This window comes from Pigmentiphaga sp. NML030171 (assembly GCF_002188635.1).
Classification (GTDB): domain Bacteria; phylum Pseudomonadota; class Gammaproteobacteria; order Burkholderiales; family Burkholderiaceae_B; genus Pigmentiphaga; species Pigmentiphaga daeguensis.
The window spans coordinates 1-18,718 of the sequence record NZ_NINX01000037.1 but is presented as its reverse complement, the minus strand read 5'-3'; the positions used below and the strand labels follow the sequence as shown (position 1 = coordinate 18,718).

17 protein-coding genes and 1 pseudogene are annotated in these 18,718 nt (G+C 69.2%); 10 read left to right on the top strand and 8 right to left on the bottom strand.

Going from position 1 to position 18,718, the window contains the following annotated elements; genetic code table 11:
• The first annotated feature begins 45 nt into the window (after window positions 1-45).
• From CDO46_RS17490 to CDO46_RS17480, 3 genes are read left to right on the top strand one after another with little or no spacing between them, the layout of a single operon-like run.
• Window positions 46-1,008 (top strand): tripartite tricarboxylate transporter substrate binding protein, encoded by a 963-nt coding sequence (locus tag CDO46_RS17490; RefSeq protein WP_087839768.1) that lies wholly within the window; start codon window positions 46-48, stop codon window positions 1,006-1,008.
• Between the two features lie 4 nt (window positions 1,009-1,012).
• A complete protein-coding gene (locus CDO46_RS17485; protein WP_087839767.1) occupies window positions 1,013-2,359 on the top strand; it encodes an acyclic terpene utilization AtuA family protein in 1,347 nt (448 codons plus the stop codon).
• 25 nt (window positions 2,360-2,384) lie between these two features.
• Entirely contained in the window at window positions 2,385-2,696 is a 312-nt protein-coding gene (locus CDO46_RS17480) for a hypothetical protein (protein WP_087839766.1), read from the top strand.
• A 31-nt stretch (window positions 2,697-2,727) separates the two neighbouring features.
• Here CDO46_RS17480 and CDO46_RS17475 read toward each other — a convergent pair whose 3' ends face one another.
• Both CDO46_RS17475 and CDO46_RS17470 read right to left on the bottom strand, forming a co-directional pair.
• The gene (locus CDO46_RS17475; RefSeq protein ID WP_132980631.1) at window positions 2,728-3,150 is read right to left on the bottom strand and encodes a hypothetical protein; all 423 of its coding nucleotides are present in this window, start codon (window positions 3,148-3,150) and stop codon (window positions 2,728-2,730) included.
• 23 nt (window positions 3,151-3,173) lie between these two features.
• Entirely contained in the window at window positions 3,174-3,422 is a 249-nt protein-coding gene (locus CDO46_RS17470) for a hypothetical protein (protein WP_087839764.1), read from the bottom strand.
• A gap of 184 nt (window positions 3,423-3,606) precedes the next feature.
• Between CDO46_RS17470 and CDO46_RS17465 the strand changes: the two genes are divergently transcribed.
• Window positions 3,607-4,506 (top strand): AraC family transcriptional regulator, encoded by a 900-nt coding sequence (locus CDO46_RS17465; RefSeq protein WP_087839763.1) that lies wholly within the window; start codon window positions 3,607-3,609, stop codon window positions 4,504-4,506.
• A gap of 27 nt (window positions 4,507-4,533) precedes the next feature.
• Here CDO46_RS17465 and CDO46_RS17460 read toward each other — a convergent pair whose 3' ends face one another.
• The 4 genes from CDO46_RS17460 to ggt form a co-directional block, all read right to left on the bottom strand.
• Window positions 4,534-4,992, bottom strand: a complete 459-nt coding sequence (locus CDO46_RS17460) for a hypothetical protein (RefSeq protein ID WP_087839762.1) — start codon at window positions 4,990-4,992, stop codon at window positions 4,534-4,536.
• A 22-nt stretch (window positions 4,993-5,014) separates the two neighbouring features.
• Complete coding sequence (gene mdoH, locus CDO46_RS17455) at window positions 5,015-7,318, bottom strand: glucans biosynthesis glucosyltransferase MdoH (RefSeq protein ID WP_254914626.1); 2,304 nt, start codon at window positions 7,316-7,318, stop codon at window positions 5,015-5,017.
• Window positions 7,319-7,322: 4 nt separating this feature from the next.
• Window positions 7,323-8,867 (bottom strand): glucan biosynthesis protein G, encoded by a 1,545-nt coding sequence (locus CDO46_RS17450; RefSeq protein ID WP_087839760.1) that lies wholly within the window; start codon window positions 8,865-8,867, stop codon window positions 7,323-7,325.
• A gap of 235 nt (window positions 8,868-9,102) precedes the next feature.
• The gene (gene ggt / locus CDO46_RS17445; RefSeq protein WP_087839759.1) at window positions 9,103-10,875 is read right to left on the bottom strand and encodes a gamma-glutamyltransferase; all 1,773 of its coding nucleotides are present in this window, start codon (window positions 10,873-10,875) and stop codon (window positions 9,103-9,105) included.
• 96 nt (window positions 10,876-10,971) lie between these two features.
• Here ggt and CDO46_RS17440 point away from each other — a divergent pair, with 96 nt between their 5' ends.
• The gene (locus tag CDO46_RS17440) at window positions 10,972-11,670 is read left to right on the top strand and encodes a response regulator transcription factor (RefSeq protein ID WP_087839758.1); all 699 of its coding nucleotides are present in this window, start codon (window positions 10,972-10,974) and stop codon (window positions 11,668-11,670) included.
• Complete coding sequence (locus tag CDO46_RS17435; RefSeq protein ID WP_087839757.1) at window positions 11,670-12,983, top strand: HAMP domain-containing sensor histidine kinase; 1,314 nt, start codon at window positions 11,670-11,672, stop codon at window positions 12,981-12,983. Before CDO46_RS17440 ends, CDO46_RS17435 begins: the two co-directional genes overlap by 1 nt.
• 36 nt (window positions 12,984-13,019) lie before the next feature.
• On the opposite strand, the gene fghA is transcribed toward CDO46_RS17435, so the two are convergent.
• Window positions 13,020-13,865: an S-formylglutathione hydrolase gene (fghA, locus tag CDO46_RS17430; RefSeq protein ID WP_087839756.1), complete on the bottom strand. Its 846-nt coding sequence runs from the start codon at window positions 13,863-13,865 to the stop codon at window positions 13,020-13,022.
• A 149-nt stretch (window positions 13,866-14,014) separates the two neighbouring features.
• Between fghA and CDO46_RS17425 the strand changes: the two genes are divergently transcribed.
• The 4 genes from CDO46_RS17425 (at window position 14,015) to CDO46_RS17410 (ending at window position 18,491) form a co-directional block, all read left to right on the top strand.
• Entirely contained in the window at window positions 14,015-15,022 is a 1,008-nt protein-coding gene (locus CDO46_RS17425) for a LysR family transcriptional regulator (protein WP_087839755.1), read from the top strand.
• 139 nt (window positions 15,023-15,161) lie between these two features.
• On the top strand, window positions 15,162-16,316 hold the full coding sequence (locus CDO46_RS17420) for a mandelate racemase/muconate lactonizing enzyme family protein (RefSeq protein WP_087839822.1): 1,155 nt from the start codon (window positions 15,162-15,164) through the stop codon (window positions 16,314-16,316).
• Window positions 16,317-16,359: 43 nt separating this feature from the next.
• Entirely contained in the window at window positions 16,360-17,334 is a 975-nt protein-coding gene (locus CDO46_RS17415) for a tripartite tricarboxylate transporter substrate binding protein (RefSeq protein WP_087839754.1), read from the top strand.
• Window positions 17,331-18,491, top strand: coding sequence for an alpha-hydroxy acid oxidase (locus CDO46_RS17410; RefSeq protein ID WP_087839753.1), 1,161 nt, complete (start codon window positions 17,331-17,333; stop codon window positions 18,489-18,491). Before CDO46_RS17415 ends, CDO46_RS17410 begins: the two co-directional genes overlap by 4 nt.
• Here the strand turns inward: CDO46_RS17410 and CDO46_RS17405 are convergent.
• Window positions 18,488-18,718 (bottom strand): annotated as a pseudogene (locus tag CDO46_RS17405) (S-(hydroxymethyl)glutathione dehydrogenase); the annotation flags it as partial. The gene CDO46_RS17410 and the pseudogene CDO46_RS17405 sit on opposite strands and share 4 nt — an antisense overlap.

The following is an 18,718-nucleotide window of genomic DNA, read 5'->3' as shown; positions in this document are numbered from 1 at the left end:
TCATGGCCGCCTCCCTACACTGGCCCGAAAAACCCCGGAGACGCCATGAACACCCGCCTGATTCCCTTTGCCGTGCTTGCATGCCTGCTGGTGGCCGGTCCTGCTTCGGCCCAGTCCTATCCTTCGCAGCCGATACGCATGGTGGTGCCGTTCGCGGCCGGCAGCGGCACCGACCAGGTGGCCAGGGTGCTGGGCCAGGCCATGACCGCGGCGGCCAACGTCACCGTGGTGGTGGAGAACAAGCCCGGCGCCAATGGCTTCATCGCGGCCCAGGCGGTCGCCACGGCGCAGCCCGATGGCTACACCATGCTGCTGACGACCAATACCACGCACGCGGCCAACCAGCATCTGTTCAAGCACCTGCCCTACGACCCGGTCAAGGACTACACCCCGGTCGCGCTGCTGCGCAAGGGCTACCAGATCATGGTGGTGCGCGCCGACTTCCCGGCGCGCAACGTGGCCGACTTCATCGCGCTCGCGCGCAAGCAGCCGGGCAAGCTCAACTTCGGCAGCGGCAGTTCGTCCAGCCAGGTAGCGGGCGAATTGTTCAAGCAGATGGCCAACGTCGAACTGACCCACGTGCCCTACAAGAGCAATCCGCAGGCGCTGAACGATCTCATGGGCGGGCAGATCGACGTGGTGTTCGTCGACACGACCTCGGCGATCACGCTGGTGCAGGGCGGCAAGCTGCGCGCCCTGGCCGCGACCAGCCCGGTTCGCCTGTCCATGCTGCCCGAGGTGCCGACGCTGGACGAGGCCGGCCTCAAGGGCTACGAGATGTCGTACTGGACCGCCGCCTATCTGCCGCGCGGCGCGTCCCGGGAAGTCACGGCCACGCTCAACAAGCTGTTGATCGACGCCGTGCGTTCTCCCGAGATGGCGCAGTTGATGGCCAAGACGGGTACCGAGGTCTCCACCAGCTCGCCGGCCGAGCTGGCCGCCTTCCAGGCGGCGGAGTCGGACAAATGGGCCCGCATCATCCGCGCGGCCAACATACAGCCGGAGTGACCCCATGACCAAGACGCGCGTGCGCATCGGCGCCGGTGCGGGATTTTCCGACGACCGGTTCGAGCCGGCGCTGGAGCTGGCCGAGCGCGGCGAGCTGGACTACCTCGTCTTCGAGTGCCTGGCTGAACGGACCATCGCGCGCGAGACGCTGTCGCGGATCAAGGATCCCGAGACCGGCTACACGCCCTACATGCGGGACCGCCTGCGCATGGTGATGCCCGCTTGCATGCAGGCGGGCATCCGCATCGTCACCAACATGGGCGCGGCCAATCCGCTGGGGGCGGCGCGCGTCATCCGGCGCGACGCGCTGTCGCTGGGGCTGCCGCCGCCGGTGGTGGCAGCCGTGGTGGGCGACGACGTGACCGAGATCGTGCGCGCGCATCCTGAGCTCCGGCTGCTCGACACCGGCGAGCCGGTGGAGTCGCTGCTGCCGCGCATGGCCGCGGCCAACGCCTACCTGGGCGCGGACATCGTCCGCGAGGCATTGGCCCGGGACGCGCAGATCGTGGTGACGGGGCGCGTGGCCGATCCGTCGATGTTCGTGGGCTGCATGCTGCATGGACTCGGGTGGTCCTATGACGACTATCCCCGCCTGGCGGCCGGCACCTTCACCGGCCACTTGCTGGAGTGCGCGGCGCAATTGACCGGAGGCTGTTTTGCCGACCCCGGGAAGAAGGACGTGCCGGACATGGCGCGCATCGGCTTTCCTTATGCCGACGTCGATGCCGACGGCTCGGTCCGGCTCGGCAAGGTCGCCGGCTCGGGCGGCCGCCTGGACGTGGCGACATGCACCGAGCAGGCGCTGTACGAGATCCACGATCCGGCGCGCTACATCACGCCCGACTGCGTGCTGGACATTACCGAGGCCGAGTTCGAGCAACTGGGTCCCGACCGCGTGGGCTTTCGCGGCACGCGCGCGGCCCCGCGCACCGATACCTACAAGGTCGTGGTGGGCTACCACGATGGCTGGATAGGCGAAGGCGAAGTCGGCTATGCCGGCCCCAACGCGGTGGCCCGGGCCCGCCTGTCCGAGCAGATCGTGCGCGAGCGCCTGAAGCTGCGTGGGTTCTCGTATCCGGAGATACGGGTGGACTACATAGGCATGAGCAGCCTGCACGGCATGGGCGCGGGGCGGCCCGAGCCCTATGAGGTGCGGCTGCGCGTGGCGGCGCGCAGCCCGGACAGGAAGGCCGCGCAGGCGGTGGGGTTCGAGATGCGCACGCTCAACGTCAACGGTCCGGCGGGCGGCGGCGGCACGCTGGAGGCGCTGCGCGAGGTCATCGGTGTGCGTTCGCTGCTGCTGCCGCGCCATCTGGTCCATCCCGAGGTCGTCATCGAGGAGCGGCCGTGAACGAACAGAACAGGAGGAGCGTCCCGTGAGCACCAAGGTCCACGAACTGGCTCATTCGCGCGCCGGCGACAAGGGAAACACCTCGAACGTCTCGGTCATCGCCTACGACCAGGCAGCCTGGGACATCCTGCGCCGGGAACTGACCGAGGAGCGCGTCATGCGCGCCTATGCGCACCTGGCCAGCGGGCCGGTCACGCGCTACGAGCTGCCGCGCCTGCGCGCGCTGAACTTCGTCATCGAAGGGGCGCTGGGCGGCGGCGTGACGATCTCGCTGGCGCGCGACGCGCACGGCAAGTCCCTGTCCTACCTGATGCTGGACATCGACCTGCCTGTTTGATCACGCCGTGTCCGGCCTGTCGCGTCTGCGTTCAGGAAAGCCTGCGGCCGGCGCCGCGCTCGCGCGCGAACGCGGCACCGGGCAGCCGCGGCCGCTCGGCAGCGGCCGGAGCGGATGCCTGTACGTCCCGCAGCCTGCCGGTGACCGGCCGCAGGGTCAGGGTCGTCCCCTGCGTGTTCCAGGCCGCGAGGTCATCGCCACGCCGCGCCATGCCGACATAAGGGCCGGCCTGCGACGGATACGATAGCCGCGGGATCTGCCACAGAATCGTTCCGTCGAGTCCGATGCCATACACGTTTTCGCCGCCGTGCCGCCGGTCGGGCTCGACCAGCACCGCCAGCGACCGCTCGAACGCGACGACCAGAACGATACGCCCGGGAAAGACGATATCCTCGCCCGCGGCCTTGAGCGTCAGGACATTGCGTCGATAAGCGTAGCGCAAGGCGGAACTCATGGCCGGTCCCTGATCCGCCGGTGTCAGTGGCGATGCTTCAGCACCTCTCGTTCGGTCTGTCGGTCGAGCATTTTCTGGGTGTTCGCGTTCTCCATCGCCTGCTGCTGCAGCATGCACTGGTCGTAGGCCGGCGTGCCGCGCGCGATGCCCAGGTTGTCGCACGCGCGCTGGAAGTTCTCGCGCTCCATCCTGTCCAGGGCGGCGCATCCCCCCAGGGCGGCAAGGGCAAACAGGCAGGCGGCCTTGCGGGCCCCGTGAAATCGCATCGTCATTTTCTTTCTCTCCATTTGCCGCCACGAATGTCGGCATGTCCTGGAGAACCGCATTTCTCCATCGGTAGAAATGGTAGCAACCACTTACCTGATGTTCGTTAAAATGGGATGGAAAATAGTCGGAATGTACGAGAATGATGAGTTTTTGACAGGGTGATCGGCGGGGCGGCGACAAGGGGGGGAGATGGCGGTCTTGCTTGGCGACATTCCGGATCATTGGGGGCCGAAGTACGAATCGGGCGGGGTCGCAGCTACCCGTACCCGCGTCGGCCCGAACGAGATCTTCCTGCGCCCGTTGTCGCACATGGCGCTGGTCCTGTTCACCCCGCAGCCGGGGCGCCTGGTCTCGCTCAACAGTGATCGCCGAGTCGCCGGCCTTGCTCCTGCGGGAGCGCTGGAAATCATTCCGACCGGCTCGGACTTTTCCGCGCGGTGGCTGGTCGACAAGGAAAACCTGCTGGTCGCCCTGGAGCCCAGGCATCTTGCGCGGTTGGCGGGCCTCGAGTTCGGCCGGACCGATTTCGAGCTGCATCCGCCGCCCTTGGGCACCGTGGATGCGAGGATGATGCCGCTGGCGAAGATGCTCAAGGCGGAACTGGAGCGCGGCGAAGCATCCAATCCGCTCTGCCTGGATGCCCTGTCCACGCTGTTCGCGACGTCCCTGCTGCGGCATCATTCATCGCTGGCCGGGCGCGGCCGGGCCAGGCCGGCGGGCGGCATGGCCCCAGCCGCCTGGCGCAGGGTACATGACCATATCCAGGCTCACGTGGCGGAAGACATGTCCGTCGAAGTGCTGGCCCGGGTGGCGGGCCTGTCCCCCAGCCATTTCCTGCGGGCTTTCCGGCAGATGACCGGCCAGCCGCCGCACCAATATCTCCTGCGCCTCCGGCTGGAGCGGGCCGAGCGCCTGGTCACCACGACGTCCCTGTCGCTGGCGGAGATCGCCCGGTCCGCCGGGTTTTCCAGCCACAGCCACATGACGGCGGTCATGCGCAGGCTGCGGGCCGTGACGCCGAAGGAACTCAGGCGCGAAGCCCGTGGGCGGAAAGGCCTGCCGGGGCCGGGCGAAGCCGGCGGCGAGTAGGCGCGGGATCGGGCCGGCCCCTGTGCCTCAGTGATTGATGGCCGTGATCTTCACGTCGTTGCGCTTGCCGACGCCGCCGAACCAGATTTCGCCCGAGCCGATGGAGATGCCCTGCCAGTTGGCGAAGAGCTCAGGGTAGGCCTGCCGCGAGACGGCATCCTTGACCTTGGGCGTGACGATGCTGTCGTAGTCCGCGATGAAGTGGCCCGCATCGCGTATCGTCACGGCCTTGCCTTCCACGCGGGTCCGGAAAGGATAGTCGACCATCGCGGCGACCGCCGCCTTGTCCCCGGTTGCGACGGCCTGTTTCAGCTTGTCGAAGAACCCGCGATAGGGCGCATGTTCGCCGAACAGCGTGTCGAGCCGCGCGTCCATGTCGGCCGCGGTCTGTGCCATCGCGGCGCTGGCTCCGCCAAGGGCCACGAGGGCCGCCAGGCAGGCGCCCAGCAGTCGCCGCGTCGTCGTCTTTCGTTTTCCGTCTTGCATGGCAGCGTCCTGGGAAAGGGGGTCAGGCCGCGCGGACCTGGGCCGCCGGCCGGGCCAGCGCCCGGTGCACGCGGGCCAGGACTTCGGGGTCGTCCAGCAATCGCATGCGCGTGGGATCCGGCAGGTGTTCGGGATGCTTTTCCAGTACCTCGTCGACCAGCCGCGCGCGCGCCGCCTCGATCAGCGGGTGGCCGGGCAGGTGGCGGCCGGTGGCGAAGGCGCGCGCCAGCGCGTTGGCGGCGGGGTCCGTCAGCGCATCCATGAATCCGGGCGCGGGACGGGCCTGGTTTTCCTCGTTGTAGCGCGCGGTGTCGTGGAGCTCGCGCGGCGGAGATGTTTCCTCGGGTATGCAGAACAACCCGTCTTCGAAGGCGCCTTTCCCCAGGCTGACGCGGCTGGACATCACCGACAGCGGGATGGCCAGCAGCAGCGAAGCCAGGATGGGGATCATCCACCACAGAAAGTTCGGATTCAGCCAGGCGACCAGCAGGCCCCAGCACACGCCCAGCAGCGTCTGCAGGCCGTGGCGCCGGAAGGCTTCGCGCCAGGGCGTCTCGTTGTTGGCGCGGGCCGGCGATTTCCATTGCACCTTCCAGCCCAGGAACGCCGCCACCACGAAGCGGGTATGGAACAGCATGCGGATCGGCGCCAGCAGCATGGAGAACAAGACCTCCAGCAGCATGGACCACAAAAGCTTGCCCGAGCCCGCGTAGCCCTGCGCGCCTTTCACCCAGACCAGCAGCACGCTCAGTATCTTGGGCAGGAAGAGCAGCACCGCCGTGGTCGAGAACAGCGCGATGGCCTCCTCCGGATGCCACTGCGGCCAGATCGGGAACAACTGGTGCGGCGTGACGAAATACTGCGGCTCGGTCAGCGTGTGGACCGCCAGCAGCGCGGTGGACAGCGCCAGGAACAGGAACCACAGCGGCGCTGACAGGTAGGACATGACGCCGGTCAGGAACACGGCGCGGTGTACGGGGTGCAGGCCCTTGATCAGGAACAGCCGGAAGTTCATCAGGTTGCCCTGGCACCAGCGCTGGTCGCGCTGCAGTTCATCCAGCAGGTTGGGCGGCAGTTCCTCGTAGCTGCCAGGCAGGTCGTAGGCGATCCAGACGCCCCAGCCGGCGCGCCGCATCAGCGCGGCCTCGACGAAGTCGTGCGACAGGATGGCGCCGGCGAAGCTGCCCTTGCCGGGCAGCGGCGCCAGCGCACAGTGCTGGATGAAGGGCTCCAGGCGGATGATGGCGTTGTGGCCCCAGTAGTGGGACTCGCCCAGCTGCCAGAAATGCAGGCCGGCCGTGAAGAGCGGCCCGTAGACCCGGGTGGCGAACTGCTGCACGCGCGCGTACAGGCTGTCCATGCCCGAGGCGCGCGGGGCGCTCTGGATGATGCCGGCCTCGGGATTGGCGTCCATCAGCACGACCAGGCGCTTGAGGCATTCGCCGCTCATCACGCTGTCGGCGTCCAGTACCACCATGTAGTCGTACTCGCCGCCCCAGCGCCGGCAGAAATCGTCGATGTTGCCGCTCTTGCGCTTGACGCGCCGCCGGCGCCGCCGGTAATGGATACGGCCGAAACCCTCGACCGTCTTGCACAGCTCGACCCAGGCGCGCTGTTCCTGCACGCAGTTGTCCGGCTTGTAGCTGTCGCTCAGGATGAAGAAGTCGAACTTGTCCAGGACGCCGGCCCGCGCGACCGATTCGTAGGTCGCGCGCAGCCCCGCGAATACCCGGCCTACGTCTTCGTTGCAGATGGGCATGACCAGGGCGGTACGGGTGCCGGCGGATATGGGCACGCCTTCGGCCACGGTGGCCGAGATGCTGTAGCGGTCGCGTCCCATCAGCAACTGGAGGAAGCCCATCAGCGCGGTCCAGAAACCGGCCGAGACCCAGCAGAACAGCAGCGCGAACAGCAGCAGGATCGCGACTTCCAGGATCTGCCCGCCCTGGTAGGGCAGGACCGCCTTCATGTACCAGGTGGCAACGGCGGTCTGCGCCACCACGGCCACCAGCAGGGTCAGCCGGCGCAGCCTGCCGGCGATCTTCCAGCGCGGCTCGGGCGGGCGGGCGAGCCGCTCGGCGCGCGTCTTGTGCATCCGGCCCTGCACGCGGCGCCAGCCGCGCACGAAGGGATTGGTGACCCAGGGTTCGGGCACCATGGACGAGCGCTTGATGGCTGGCGCGGTCTGTATGCACACGCGTCCGGCTTCGTCGCGGCGGACGACACCGTATTCGTCCAGTTCGGGGCCGTAGGCCTCGAGCAGGGTGCGCTCCTGGGCATCGGCCTCGCCCGCGCGCAGGGCGTCTTCGTCGATCGCTGCGGACATGGAATCACTCACCCGTTTCATAGCCTGGCAACTGGTAGCTCCAGGTCTCGGAAACGGCGTTCTGCCCGTTGACCAGGCCCGCGCGCATCTCCACCGGCTTGGTCGGATCCTTGACCTTGATCCTCAGCGTGACGCGCCAGCCGCCGGTGACCGGATTGCGGCGCAGGCTGTTCTCGAGCACGTCGGCATTGCCGCCGGTGGAGAAGTTCAGGGAAACAGGCAGCGGAGGATCCTTGGGCTTGGCCGGAGCCGGGGCCGAGAAGTCGATCAGGAACGCGGTGCTGCCGTCGGGTCGGCGGATCAGGTCGGTGCCGCGCGTTTCGCCCACCGAGCGCCGGGTCTGCAGCACGCGGGCCAGCTTGGGGTCCTGCAGCCCCGCCTCGTTGCGCGTCCAGCGCAGGGTGTAGTTCATTTCCAGCGCCGTGCCGGGCTTGGGCTGGTGCTCGGGCACCCAGAACGCGACGATGTTGTCGTTGGTTTCGTCCGCGGTGGGGATCTCGACCAGTTCCACCCGGCCCTTGCCCCAGTTGCCCGCGGGCTCGACCCAGAGCGTGGGACGCAGGTCGTAGCGGTCGTCCAGGTCCTCGTACTGGCGGAAATCCCGCGCCCGCTGCTGCAAGCCGAAGCCGCGCGGATTCTCGACCATGAACGAACTGTTGGCCAGGCGGCGGGGATTGTTCAGCGGGCGCCAGAGCCATTCGCCGTTGCCGGCGTGGAAGGCCAGGCCGTCGGAGTCGTGCAGTTCCGGCCGGTAGTTGGCGGTGCCGGAAGGCTGCGCCGCGCCATATAGATACATGCTGGCCATGCTGGCGATGCCCAGCTTGGCGACCGGGGCGCGCAGGTAGACGCGCGAACGGACCTCGACCAGGCTGTCCTCGCCCGGGGTGATGGTGAACCGGTAGGCGCCGGTGGCACGGGGCGAGTCCAGCAGCGCGTAGATCACGATGTGCTTGTCGCTGTTGGCGGGCCGCGCGATCCAGAATTCCCGGAAGCGGGGGAATTCCTCGCCCGAGGGCACGGCGGTGTCGATGGCCAGGCCGCGGGCCGATACGCCATAGACCTGGCCCTTGCCGACCACGCGGAAGTAGCTGGCGCCCAGGAAGGACGCGAGTTCATCGTCGCGCTTGGCGGGATCGTTCAGCGGATAGAGGACGCGGAAGCCGGCGAAACCCAGGCCGCGCAGCAGCTTGGCATCGACCTGGCGGGGGCCGAAATCGAAGTCGGCGGGATCGTATTTGATCTCGCGGACGCCTTCGGCATCGATCTCGTTGATCTTGACCGGCAGGTCGAAGGCCATGCCCTGGTGATGGAAGGCGATCTGGAACGCGGTGCGGCCGTCGGCCCACAGATACTTGTCGCGCTTGGGCTGGATCTGCTGGTATTCGGCGTACTTGAGGTCGCGCAGTTCCTTGGGAAGCTGGCTCGTGGGCGCCTTGTATTTTTCGCCGGCGAGTTCCTTGGCGCGGCGGGCGACATCGAAGAAATCGAAAGCGCTGGCGGGAGCGGCGGCCAGGAGGCCGGCCGACAATGCCAGGGCCGGGAGAAGCATGCGGGCGGCAAACGAGCGCACCCTTGGGGAAGAAAGGGAGGAGTCAGTCACGGATCTTGGACGTCCGGCGTGGCCTGGAATGCTGAAACGGAGATTCTAGAGGCTATGGCCGCCCCTAGGGGGCTCCGGCGGCATACATGTACTACTGGATGTAGCCATGCGGCGCCAACCGGACCAGAATGGACGCCATTTTCACCAAATTGGTTCCCCGCGTGCCCGGGTTTGGGGCGAGCGCCTAGCGTCCCGATGCGGTGCCTTCGCGCCGCGGATCGGCGCCGGCCCTGAGCAGTCCGTTGCTCAGGACCTCGATGCCGTGCAGCCCGCTGGGCATGGACGAGACCGACACCGGGTGCCCCATGGCGCGCAGGGCGGGAGCCAGGCTTTCCAGCCTGGGGTCTCTTTCCAGTTCCGTGGCGTGGTTGCGGCTGCCGTAGTGGGGCAGGTCGATGGCGCTCTGGATGTCCAGGCCCCAGGTCAGGTTGGCCAGCAGCGCCTGGGCCACGTAGTTGGCGATGGCGCTGCCGCCGGGCGAGCCCACCACCAGCCGCAGCCGCGGGGTTTCGCCGCCGGCGCGCAGGACGATGGTGGGCGCCATGGTGCTGCGCGGGCGCTTGCCGGGCTCGACCCGGTTCGCCACCGGCACGCCGCGATCGTCGCGCGGCGACAGCGCGAAGTCCGTCAATTCGTTGTTGAGCAGGAAGCCGCCCACCAGGATCTTGCTGCCGAAGGCCTGCTCGATCGTGGACGTCATGGCGACGGCGTTGCCCTGGGCGTCCACGATGGACAGGTGGGTGGTCGAGGGCAGCGCGGGCGTGTCGTCGGCGCCATGGCGGGCGAGCGCGCCGTGCACGGGTTCGCCCGGCTCGGCCCGGCCCATCGAGCGGTCGGCCGAGATCAGCGCCGCGCGCCGGGCCAGGTACGCTGGGTCCAGCAGGGCGGCTACCGGCACGTCCACGAAATCGGGATCGGCCACGTAGCGGTCGCGATCGGCATAGGCCAGCCGCCCCGCTTCGGAAAAATAATGCACCGCGGCCAGCGACTCGGGTTGGGCCCGCGCGATGGGCGTGGCCTCCAGCACGGCCAGCATCTGCAGCACGGCCAGTCCGCCTGAGCCCGGCGGCGGCGCGCCGCAGATCACGTAGAGGCGGTAGGGGCGGCACAGCGCCTCGCGCTCGCGCGCCTCGTAGCGCGCCAGGTCCGAGATGGACAGGTCCCCTGGCCGTTCGTGGGCGCGCACCGCCTCGACCATGGCGCGGGCCAGCGGTCCGCGGTAGAAGGCGTCGGCGCCTTCGCGGGCGATGCGCGTCATCGTGCGGGCAAGCGCGGGATTGCGCAATTGCTCCCCTTCGCGCAGGGCCGAGCCGTCCGCATGGAAGAAATAGGCGCGCGCGGCGGACTGGACGGCCAGCCGGTCGTTGTCCCGCAGCAGCGCGGCCAGGCGCTGCGAAACCGGGAATCCTCGCCGCGCGCGGTCGATCGCGTCGTCGAACAGCGACTGCCAGGGCAGCTTGCCATGCCGGCGATGCGCCAGTTCCAGCGCGCGCAGCAGGCCGGGCACGCCGACCGACTTGCCGCTGTCGACAGCAAAGGCGAAGCGCATGGGCCGGGCGCCTTGCATGAAGCGGTCGGCGGTGGCCCCGGCCGGTGCCGTCTCGCGGCCGTCGAAGACCGTGACCCGGCCCAGGCGGGCGTCGTAGTGGACCAGGAAGGCGCCGCCTCCCAGTCCCGAGGACTGCGGCTCGACCAGGCCCAGCATCATCTGCGCGGCGATGGCGGCATCGACCGCGCTGCCGCCTCGCTCGAGCACGCGGTAGGCGGCCTGGGTGGCGAGCGGGTGGGCGGTGACCGCCATGAACCGCCGGCCCATGACGGCCTGCTTGGGCAGGTAGGCGGTCTGCGCCTCGGGATTGGCGTCGATGCCCGGATCGGGCGCGGCGGCCTGCGCCGCCGTGGCGAACGCGGCGCAGGCCAGCCAGAGCAGGCGCGATGCGCGGACGAGCGATGTCATGGATGAAGCTTCCTTGCGATGGCGGCTTTGCCGCGACCTTACCATCGGCCGGGGCAAAGCGGCTTACACTTGGAAACCCGCGCTTCCCCGGTTTCCATGACGACGCCCCATCCCCGCGTGCTCATCGTCGAAGACGACATGACGATCTCGGCCAACCTGTGCGCCTATTTCGAGGCCAAGGGCTACGTCGTCGACGTCGCCTACGACGGCCCATCGGCGCTGTACCGGCTCGGGGCCGATGCCTTCGATGCCATCCTGCTCGACATCGGCCTGCCGGGACTGGACGGGGTGACGGTGCTGCACCGCTTGCGCGCCGAACTGCACCAGGCCACTCCCGTGCTGCTGCTGACGGCGCGCGACGAGCTGCAGCAGAAGCTCGACGCGTTCTCCCATGGCGCCGACGACTACGTCACCAAGCCCTATGCGCTGGCCGAGGTCGAGGCGCGCGTGCGGGCCTTGCTCAACCGCGCCTCGGGCCAGGTCGCCAATCCGGTGCGCCGCTTCGGCGCGCTGTCCTACGACGCCCGTACCCGCGAAGTGCGCGTGGCGGAGCGGCCGGTGCGGCTGACGCCCAAGGCGAGCCGCATCGTCGAGGTGCTGATTCGCGACCCCGGCCGGGTGGTGTCGCGCGCCGACCTGGAAAGCGCCCTGTGGGGCAGCGACGTGCCGGAAAAGGACGCCTTGCGCAGCCAGATCCACCTGTTGCGCAAGGCCTTGTCGGAAGCGGGCTTCGACGGACTGGAGACGGTGCACGGCGTGGGGTACCGCCTGTCCGGCGGGCCGGGGCACGACTGATGGCCGGCCCCGCCACGCTCAAGCAGCGGGTCATCTGGGCGCTGACGCTCGCCATCGCCCTGTTCGTGGGCGTGCAGGCCGTCGTTGCCTATCTGGTGCTGGACCAGCAGGAAGACCGCATCGTCGACCAGATCGTGATGACCGAGGCCGAGCGTCTCGTGCATCGCCTCGAGGCCGGCGAAATGGTGTGGACCGGGAGCGACATCCTGCTCGGCCCCAGCCTGCACGCCTGGGTAGGAACGAACGGCGACGTGCCGCGCGTGCTGGCCCGGCTGGGCCCGGGCCAGTACCAGCTCAACACCGAGGGCCAGGTCTGGCACGTGGCGGTGGCGGATTCGACGAAAGGGCGGGTGTACCTGCGCTACGACGCGACCGACAACGAGCACCGCGTCTACGAGTTCGGCGCCATCCTGCTGGGGCTCTGGCTGGCCTGCACGCTGCTGGGATACTGGACCGCCCGGGCGCTGGCCGGCCGGGTGGTCGGCTCGATGGTCGAGGTGACCGACCGCATCGAGTCGTGGGCGCCAGGCAGCCCCGGCATGAAAGTCGTGCGCAGCGACGAGGCGGGCCGCCTGATCGAAGCCTTCAATCGCATGCAGGACAAGGTGGACCAGTCCATTGCCCAGGAGCGCGAGTTCTCGGCCAACCTCAGCCACGAGATCCGCACGCCGCTGACCAGCATCCGGACCGACGCCGAATTGATCGCGCTGGAAGCCGAGCCGTCGGCGCAGGCGGGCCTGCGCCTGACGCGCATCGTGAATGCCGTGGACGAGATCGCGTCGACGCTGGAGACGGCACGCGCCATCAGCAGCGCCCAGGCCGGACCGCGCACCGAGGTCTCGCTCAGGGCCTGCCTGGACGACGCCTGGAGCGGCCTGGCCGAACGCGCCCACCGCGCGGGACTGGTCCTGGCCAACGACGTTCCCGAGACCGCCGTGCCCAGGCTGGATCGCTACGGGCTCCTGATCGTGCTGCGCAATCTCGTGCGCAATGCCATCGACCACGCGGCGCCCGCCACGCTGACCGCGAGCTGGACCGGCGAATGCCTGGCCCTCGCGGACAACGGCCCCGGCATTCCCGCCAGCGACCTGCCATTCGTCTTCGAGCGCTACTACAGTGGCCGCCTGCGCGACAGCCAGATGCCCGTCGCGGACGCGGCCGGCGTCCAGCGCGGCCTCGGCCTGGCGATTGCCAAGCGGGTGTGCGACATCCAGGGATGGCGGCTGACCGTGACGTCCAGCACCGACGAACTGCACCGGGGTACCCGTTTCCTGCTGTGCTTCGGGGAAGGGGCCACCCTGGCCGCGTCCTGAGGACGGGGCGGCCGTCCATGCCGGACGGCCGGGCGCTCAGGCGCCCAGGGCCCTGGCATGGAAGGCCATGTGGTCCTCCATGAATGTCGAGATGAAGTAATAGCCGTGGTCGTACCCCGCGTGGCGGCGCAGCTCCAGCGGCTGGCCTGCCTCCTGGCAGGCGGCTTCGAAAGCCTCGGGCCGCAACTGCGATTCCAGGAACTGGTCCGCCAGCCCCTGGTCGACCAGGATGCCTCCCGGGAAAGGTTGCCGCGCGGCACGCATCAATTCGGTGGCGTCGTATTGCTTCCAGGTCTCGCGGTCGGGGCCGAGATAGTTGCCGAAGGCCTTGTGGCCCCACGGGCAGTCGACCGGATGGGCGATGGGAGCGAATGCCGATACCGAGCGGAACTTGCCGGGATTGCGCAGGGCCAGCACCAGCGCGCCGTGGCCGCCCATGGAGTGGCCGAAGATGCCGGCGCGCGCCGGATCGCCCGGCAGTTCGGACGTCACCAGCCCGAACAACTCGTCCACGATGTAGCTGTACATCCGGTAATGGCGATTCCAGGGCGCCTGGGTCGCGTCCAGGTAGAAACCGGCGCCGGCGCCGAAATCCCAGCTGTCGGTCTCGCCCGGCAGGCCCGCGCCACGCGGGCTGGTGTCCGGCGTCACCAGCATGATGCCGTGCTGCTGCGCGAACCGCTGCGCGCCGGCCTTGATCATGAAGGTTTCCTCGGTGCAGGTCAGGCCGGCCAGGTAGAACAGCACCGGCACGGGCCCCGCTTCGGCATGCGTGGGCAGGAAGACCGAGAAGCGCATCGGCAGGCCGATGGTGGACGAGTCGTGGCGGTAGAAGCGCTGCTGGCCGCCGAAGCACTGGTGCAGGCTGATCAGTTCGGGCATGTGGGGTCCTTGCGGCCGCCCGGCGCAATGGCCGGCGGCGGGGGCGGTGAGTCTTTCGGGTACGCTTGAGGGCCCGGCTCGCAGGAGCCGGCGGCTCGCGTCCCGGCACGCGAGGCTAACAGGAATCGCCGCCCATCGACAAGCCAGCCATGAGCAAAGCTCCGCACACCCCGCCCGGGTCCGCCGCGCGGTACATCGCGAAGGACGAGCCCGGCGCGCTCCGGCGCCTCGCCCTGGACCGCATTCGCTTCGATCTGACGTCCATCCGCCTTTTCATCGCCACGGTCGAGCACGGCAGCATCTCGCGCGCCGCCGGGCGGCAGTGCCTGGCCGTGACCGCCGCCTCGCGCCGCATCGCGGAACTGGAGGCGCAGTTCGGCGTGGCCTTGTTCCAACGGCGGCCCCACGGCATGGTGCCCACCGACGCGGGCAGGGGCCTGCTTGCCCACGCCCGCGCGCTGATGCAGTCGGTCGAGCGCATGCACAACGACGCGGTGGCCCATGCGCAAGGCCACAAGGGCCTGGCGCGCGTGGCGGCCTGTACGTCGGCGGCGTTGCAGTTCCTGCCGGCGGATATCCGGGCCCATCAGGAGGCGTTCCCGGACATCGACATCGAGACGCAGGAGGGCACCAGCTACGGCGTGATCAAGGCCCTGGTGCAGGGAACGGCCGAGGTCGGCATCTACGAGGCCGGCGTCAGCGCGCCCCCGGCGACCATGCGCACTCGCCCCTATCGCGAGGACCGGCTGGTGCTGGTCACGCATCGCGGCCATCCGCTCGCGCGCCGCCGGCAGGTAGGCTTCGACGACATCCTCCTCTGCGACCTCGTGGGGCTGAACGAGGACTCGGCGCTGTCCATGCTGCTGGTGCGGCTGGCGGCCAGCCGCGACGGCAAGCTCAATGTGCGAGTGCGAGCCCGCAGCTTCGACACTATGCTGGCCATGATCCAGGCCGAGCTTGGCGTGGGACTGGTGCCGCAGGGCGTGGCCCGGTGGCTGGCGGTCAGCAAGGCTTTTCGCCAGGTCGAGATCGCCGAGCCCTGGGCCCGGCGTCAGTTCGTGCTGTGCCATCGGCACGCGCCGGACATCTCCTCGGCGGCGCTGTCGGTGGCGGAGTTCCTGGCCGAGTCGGCGCAGCGGGAGCCGTTGCCAGCCTGAGTCCGCGGGAGGCATGCGCGAAACGCGAAACCTGCGTGAAAAAAATAGCAATGGCGGGAGCCGCCGCCCTTTGTCAGCATGCCTGGGGTCGCGCCGCGTGTGCGCGGCCGCAACCATGCCATGACACAAGGATATGCCGGTGAAGATCGCTCGCGTACATGCCACGCCTCTGAACGTGCCCCTGGACTATGCGGCCGGAGGCGTGCGCCGTTCGACCTCGCTGTCGGCCTGCCATGTCGAGGTGGAGACCGACGATGGGCTCGTCGGCCATGGCCTGACCGCGATCACGGAAGAGGAGGTGGCGGCCCACATCATCAACGCGGTGGCCGGGCCGGCGCTCGTGGGCCTGGATCCGATGAACCACGAGGCGGCCTGGAACAAGTTGTACTGGCTGCTGTGTCCGCGCGGGCAGACCGGCTATGGCATGCACGCCGTGGCGGCGCTGGACGTGGCCTTGTGGGACATCAAGGGCAAGGCGCTGGGACTGCCGGTCTGGAAGCTGCTGGGAGGCGCCCGATCGCGCGTGCCGGTCTACACGACCTTCGGTTTCAACTTCCTGGACCGTGACGCGCTGGCGGAGGCGGCGCGCGCCTGCGTGGCCGATGGCTTCTCGCACCTGAAGATGGTGGTGGGACACGGCGCGCTGCAGCGGCGCGACGAACCCCGGCCGCTGGACGAGGTCATCCGCGAGGACGCGCGCCGCGTTGCGGCCGTACGGGAGGCCGTGGGGGCCGGGCCCTCGATCTACATCGACGCCAACTGCAGCCTGGATGGCTTCCATGCCGAGAAGCTCGCGCTGTCCGTGCGCGACTGCGGCATCGCCTTCTTCGAAGAACCCGTGACCCAGAACGACGTGCGGTTGATGGCCGACCTGCGCCGCCGCACCGGCATCGCGGTGGCGGCCGGCCAGAACGAGGGGCTGGCCTACCGCTTCCGCGACATGCTCGCGGCCGGGGCGGTGGACTACGCCCAGCCCAACGTCGTCATCAGCGGCGGCTATACCCAGGCGGCCAAGATCGCGGGCATGGCCGAGGCGTACAACGTGCCGGTGGCCAACGGCGGCGCGTTCCCGCTGCACAACATGCACCTGCACGCCGGCCTGGCGCACGGCGGGCGGGTCGAGTGGCACCTCGTGGCCGTCGACATGATGAAGAAGCTCTATCGCGACATTCCCGAGCCGCGCGACGGATGGCTGGAGCTGCCCCACGGGCCTGGCCTGGGGTTCGAGCCCGACCACGAAGCCATCGCCGAGATCGCCAAGCTGCCCGGTTCGGCGGGCAAGGGCAAGGGGTAGCGCCAGCGCGGCACCATCCGATCCAGAACAAGAGGAGACACTCATGCGCATTGCCTTTCGCCGCCTGCTGGCCCTGGCGGTTCTGCTCATGCCCGCGCTGTCCGGCGCCGCGGGTGCCTGGCCCGGCGCCAAGCCGGTACGTCTCGTGGTGCCGGCCAGCGCCGGCGGCTCGCTGGACACGCTGGCGCGGCCGCTGGCTCAGGCCATGTCGGAAATCTCCGGCGGCCGCTTCATCGTCGAGAACGTCGGCGGCGCGGCCGGCATGATAGGCGCGAACAATGTGGCCAAGGCCGTGCCCGACGGGCACACCTTCCTTTTCGGCGCCATCCACCACGTGATCCTGCCCATCGCGTATCCCAAGATGCCCTACGACACGGCCACCGATCTCGCGCCCATCGGGTTGATCGCCACCGTGCCCAACGTGGTGCTGGTGCGCAACGAGTCGCCGTTCAAGACGCTGGCCGATCTGATCCGCGCCGGCCGGAATTCCGAACAGGGATTGAACTACGGCACCGGGGGCAAGGGCGGGCTGCATCACCTGTCCACCGAGCACTTCAAGCTGCTGACCGGCGCCAAGATGCAGGCCGTGCACTACCGGGGCAGCGCGCCGGCGCTGACCGACCTGCTGGGCGGCCAGATCGACCTGATGTTCGAGACCATGCCCACCGCATTGACCCAGATCCACGGCGGCGCCCTGCGCGCGCTGGCGGTCACGTCGGCCCAGCGTTCTCCCGCGCTGCCGTCGGTTCCCACGCTGGCCGAGGCCGGCGTGCCGGATCTTTCCGTGACGACCTGGTACGGCATCTTCGGCCCCGCCAAAGTAGCCCCCGAGGTGGTCGAGCGCATGCGTGGACTGATTTCGCAGGCCTTGGCTACGGACAGGATCCAGGCCTTGTGGAAAGACTACGGTGCTACCGTGGACGGCCCTGGCGCCAGGGATTTTCCCGCCTTCGTCGCCAGCGAATTGCGCCACTGGTCCGACGTCGGCCGGCGCATCGAATTCAAGCCGGGCGAATGAGCACGGCCGTGCGGGCGCTGGCCCGCGCCTTGAACGCCGGCGATCTGCGGCACCTGGCCCGGCGCCGGTTGCCGCGCATGGTGTTCGACTACCTGGATGGTGGCGCCGAAGAGGAACTGACCCTGCGTGCGAACCGCCGGGCCTTCGAGTCCGTGTTCCTGTTGCCCAGGGCCTTGCGGGACGTCGGCGAGCGGAGCCAGTCCGTGCGGATCCTGGACCAGACGTGGTCGTCGCCGGTCGGCATTGCCCCCATCGGCCTGGCCGGGCTGTTCTGGCCCGATGGCGACGTCGCGGCCGCCCGGGCCGCCGCGCGCGCCGGCGTGCCGTACGTGCTGTCGACGGCATCCTGCAGCACCCTGGAAGCGGTCGCGCGGGCGGGCGGCAACCCGTGGTTCCAGTTGTACGTGATCGAACGCGGTCTGGCCGACAGCCTGGTCGAGCGGGCGCTGGCCGCGGGGTACCGGCATCTGGTGCTGACCACCGACGTGCCGGTCAGCGGCCGGCGCGAACGCGACCTGCGTCATGGTTTTTCCCTGCCCATGCGGTGGCGGGCGCGTACGTTATGGGACGTGGCGACGCATCCCCGTTGGCTGATGCAGGTCGCGCGGTATGGCGTGCCGCAACTGGCCAACCTGGCCTCGGCCGCGGCGGGAAACGCCCAGGCGCAGGCAGCGCTGCTGCAGCGGCGCATGGACGCGGGCTTCGACTGGGAGGCCTTGCGCCGGCTGCGCAGGCGTTGGCCGCACGCGTTGTGGCTCAAGGGCATTCTGCACGCCGATGACGCGCGCCGTGCCTGCGCCGAGGGAGTCGACGGCATGATCGTGTCCAACCACGGCGGACGCCAGCTCGATGGCGCGCCGGCCAGCCTGGAGGCGCTGCCCGCGGTGGCGCAAGCCGCGGGCGATCGGCCCGTGCTGCTGGACGGCGGCATCCGCCGTGGGGGCGACGTGGTCAAGGCGCTGGCCTCGGGCGCGCGTGGCGTGCTGATGGGACGCCTGCCCATGTACGGGCTGGCCGCGGCCGGAGAAGCGGGCGTGGCGGCCGCGCTGGACCTGGTCCGCCAGGACATCGACCGTGTCCTGGCGCTGCTTGGATGCGATGACGTGGGCAGCCTGGGGACGCCGTGGCTGGCGGCGCCCCCGGCATCGCGGCTCTAGTACAGCACGACCGAGCGTATCGACTGTCCGCTCTTCATGAGGTCGAATCCCTCGTTGATGCGTTCGAGGGGCAGGGTGTGGGTGATGAGCTCGTCGATCCTGATCTTGCCGTCCATGTACCAGTCGACGATGGTGGGCACGTCGGTGCGTCCGCGGGCGCCGCCGAAGGCCGAGCCTTTCCATTCCCGGCCGGTGACCAGCTGGAAGGGCCGGGTGGCGATCTCGGC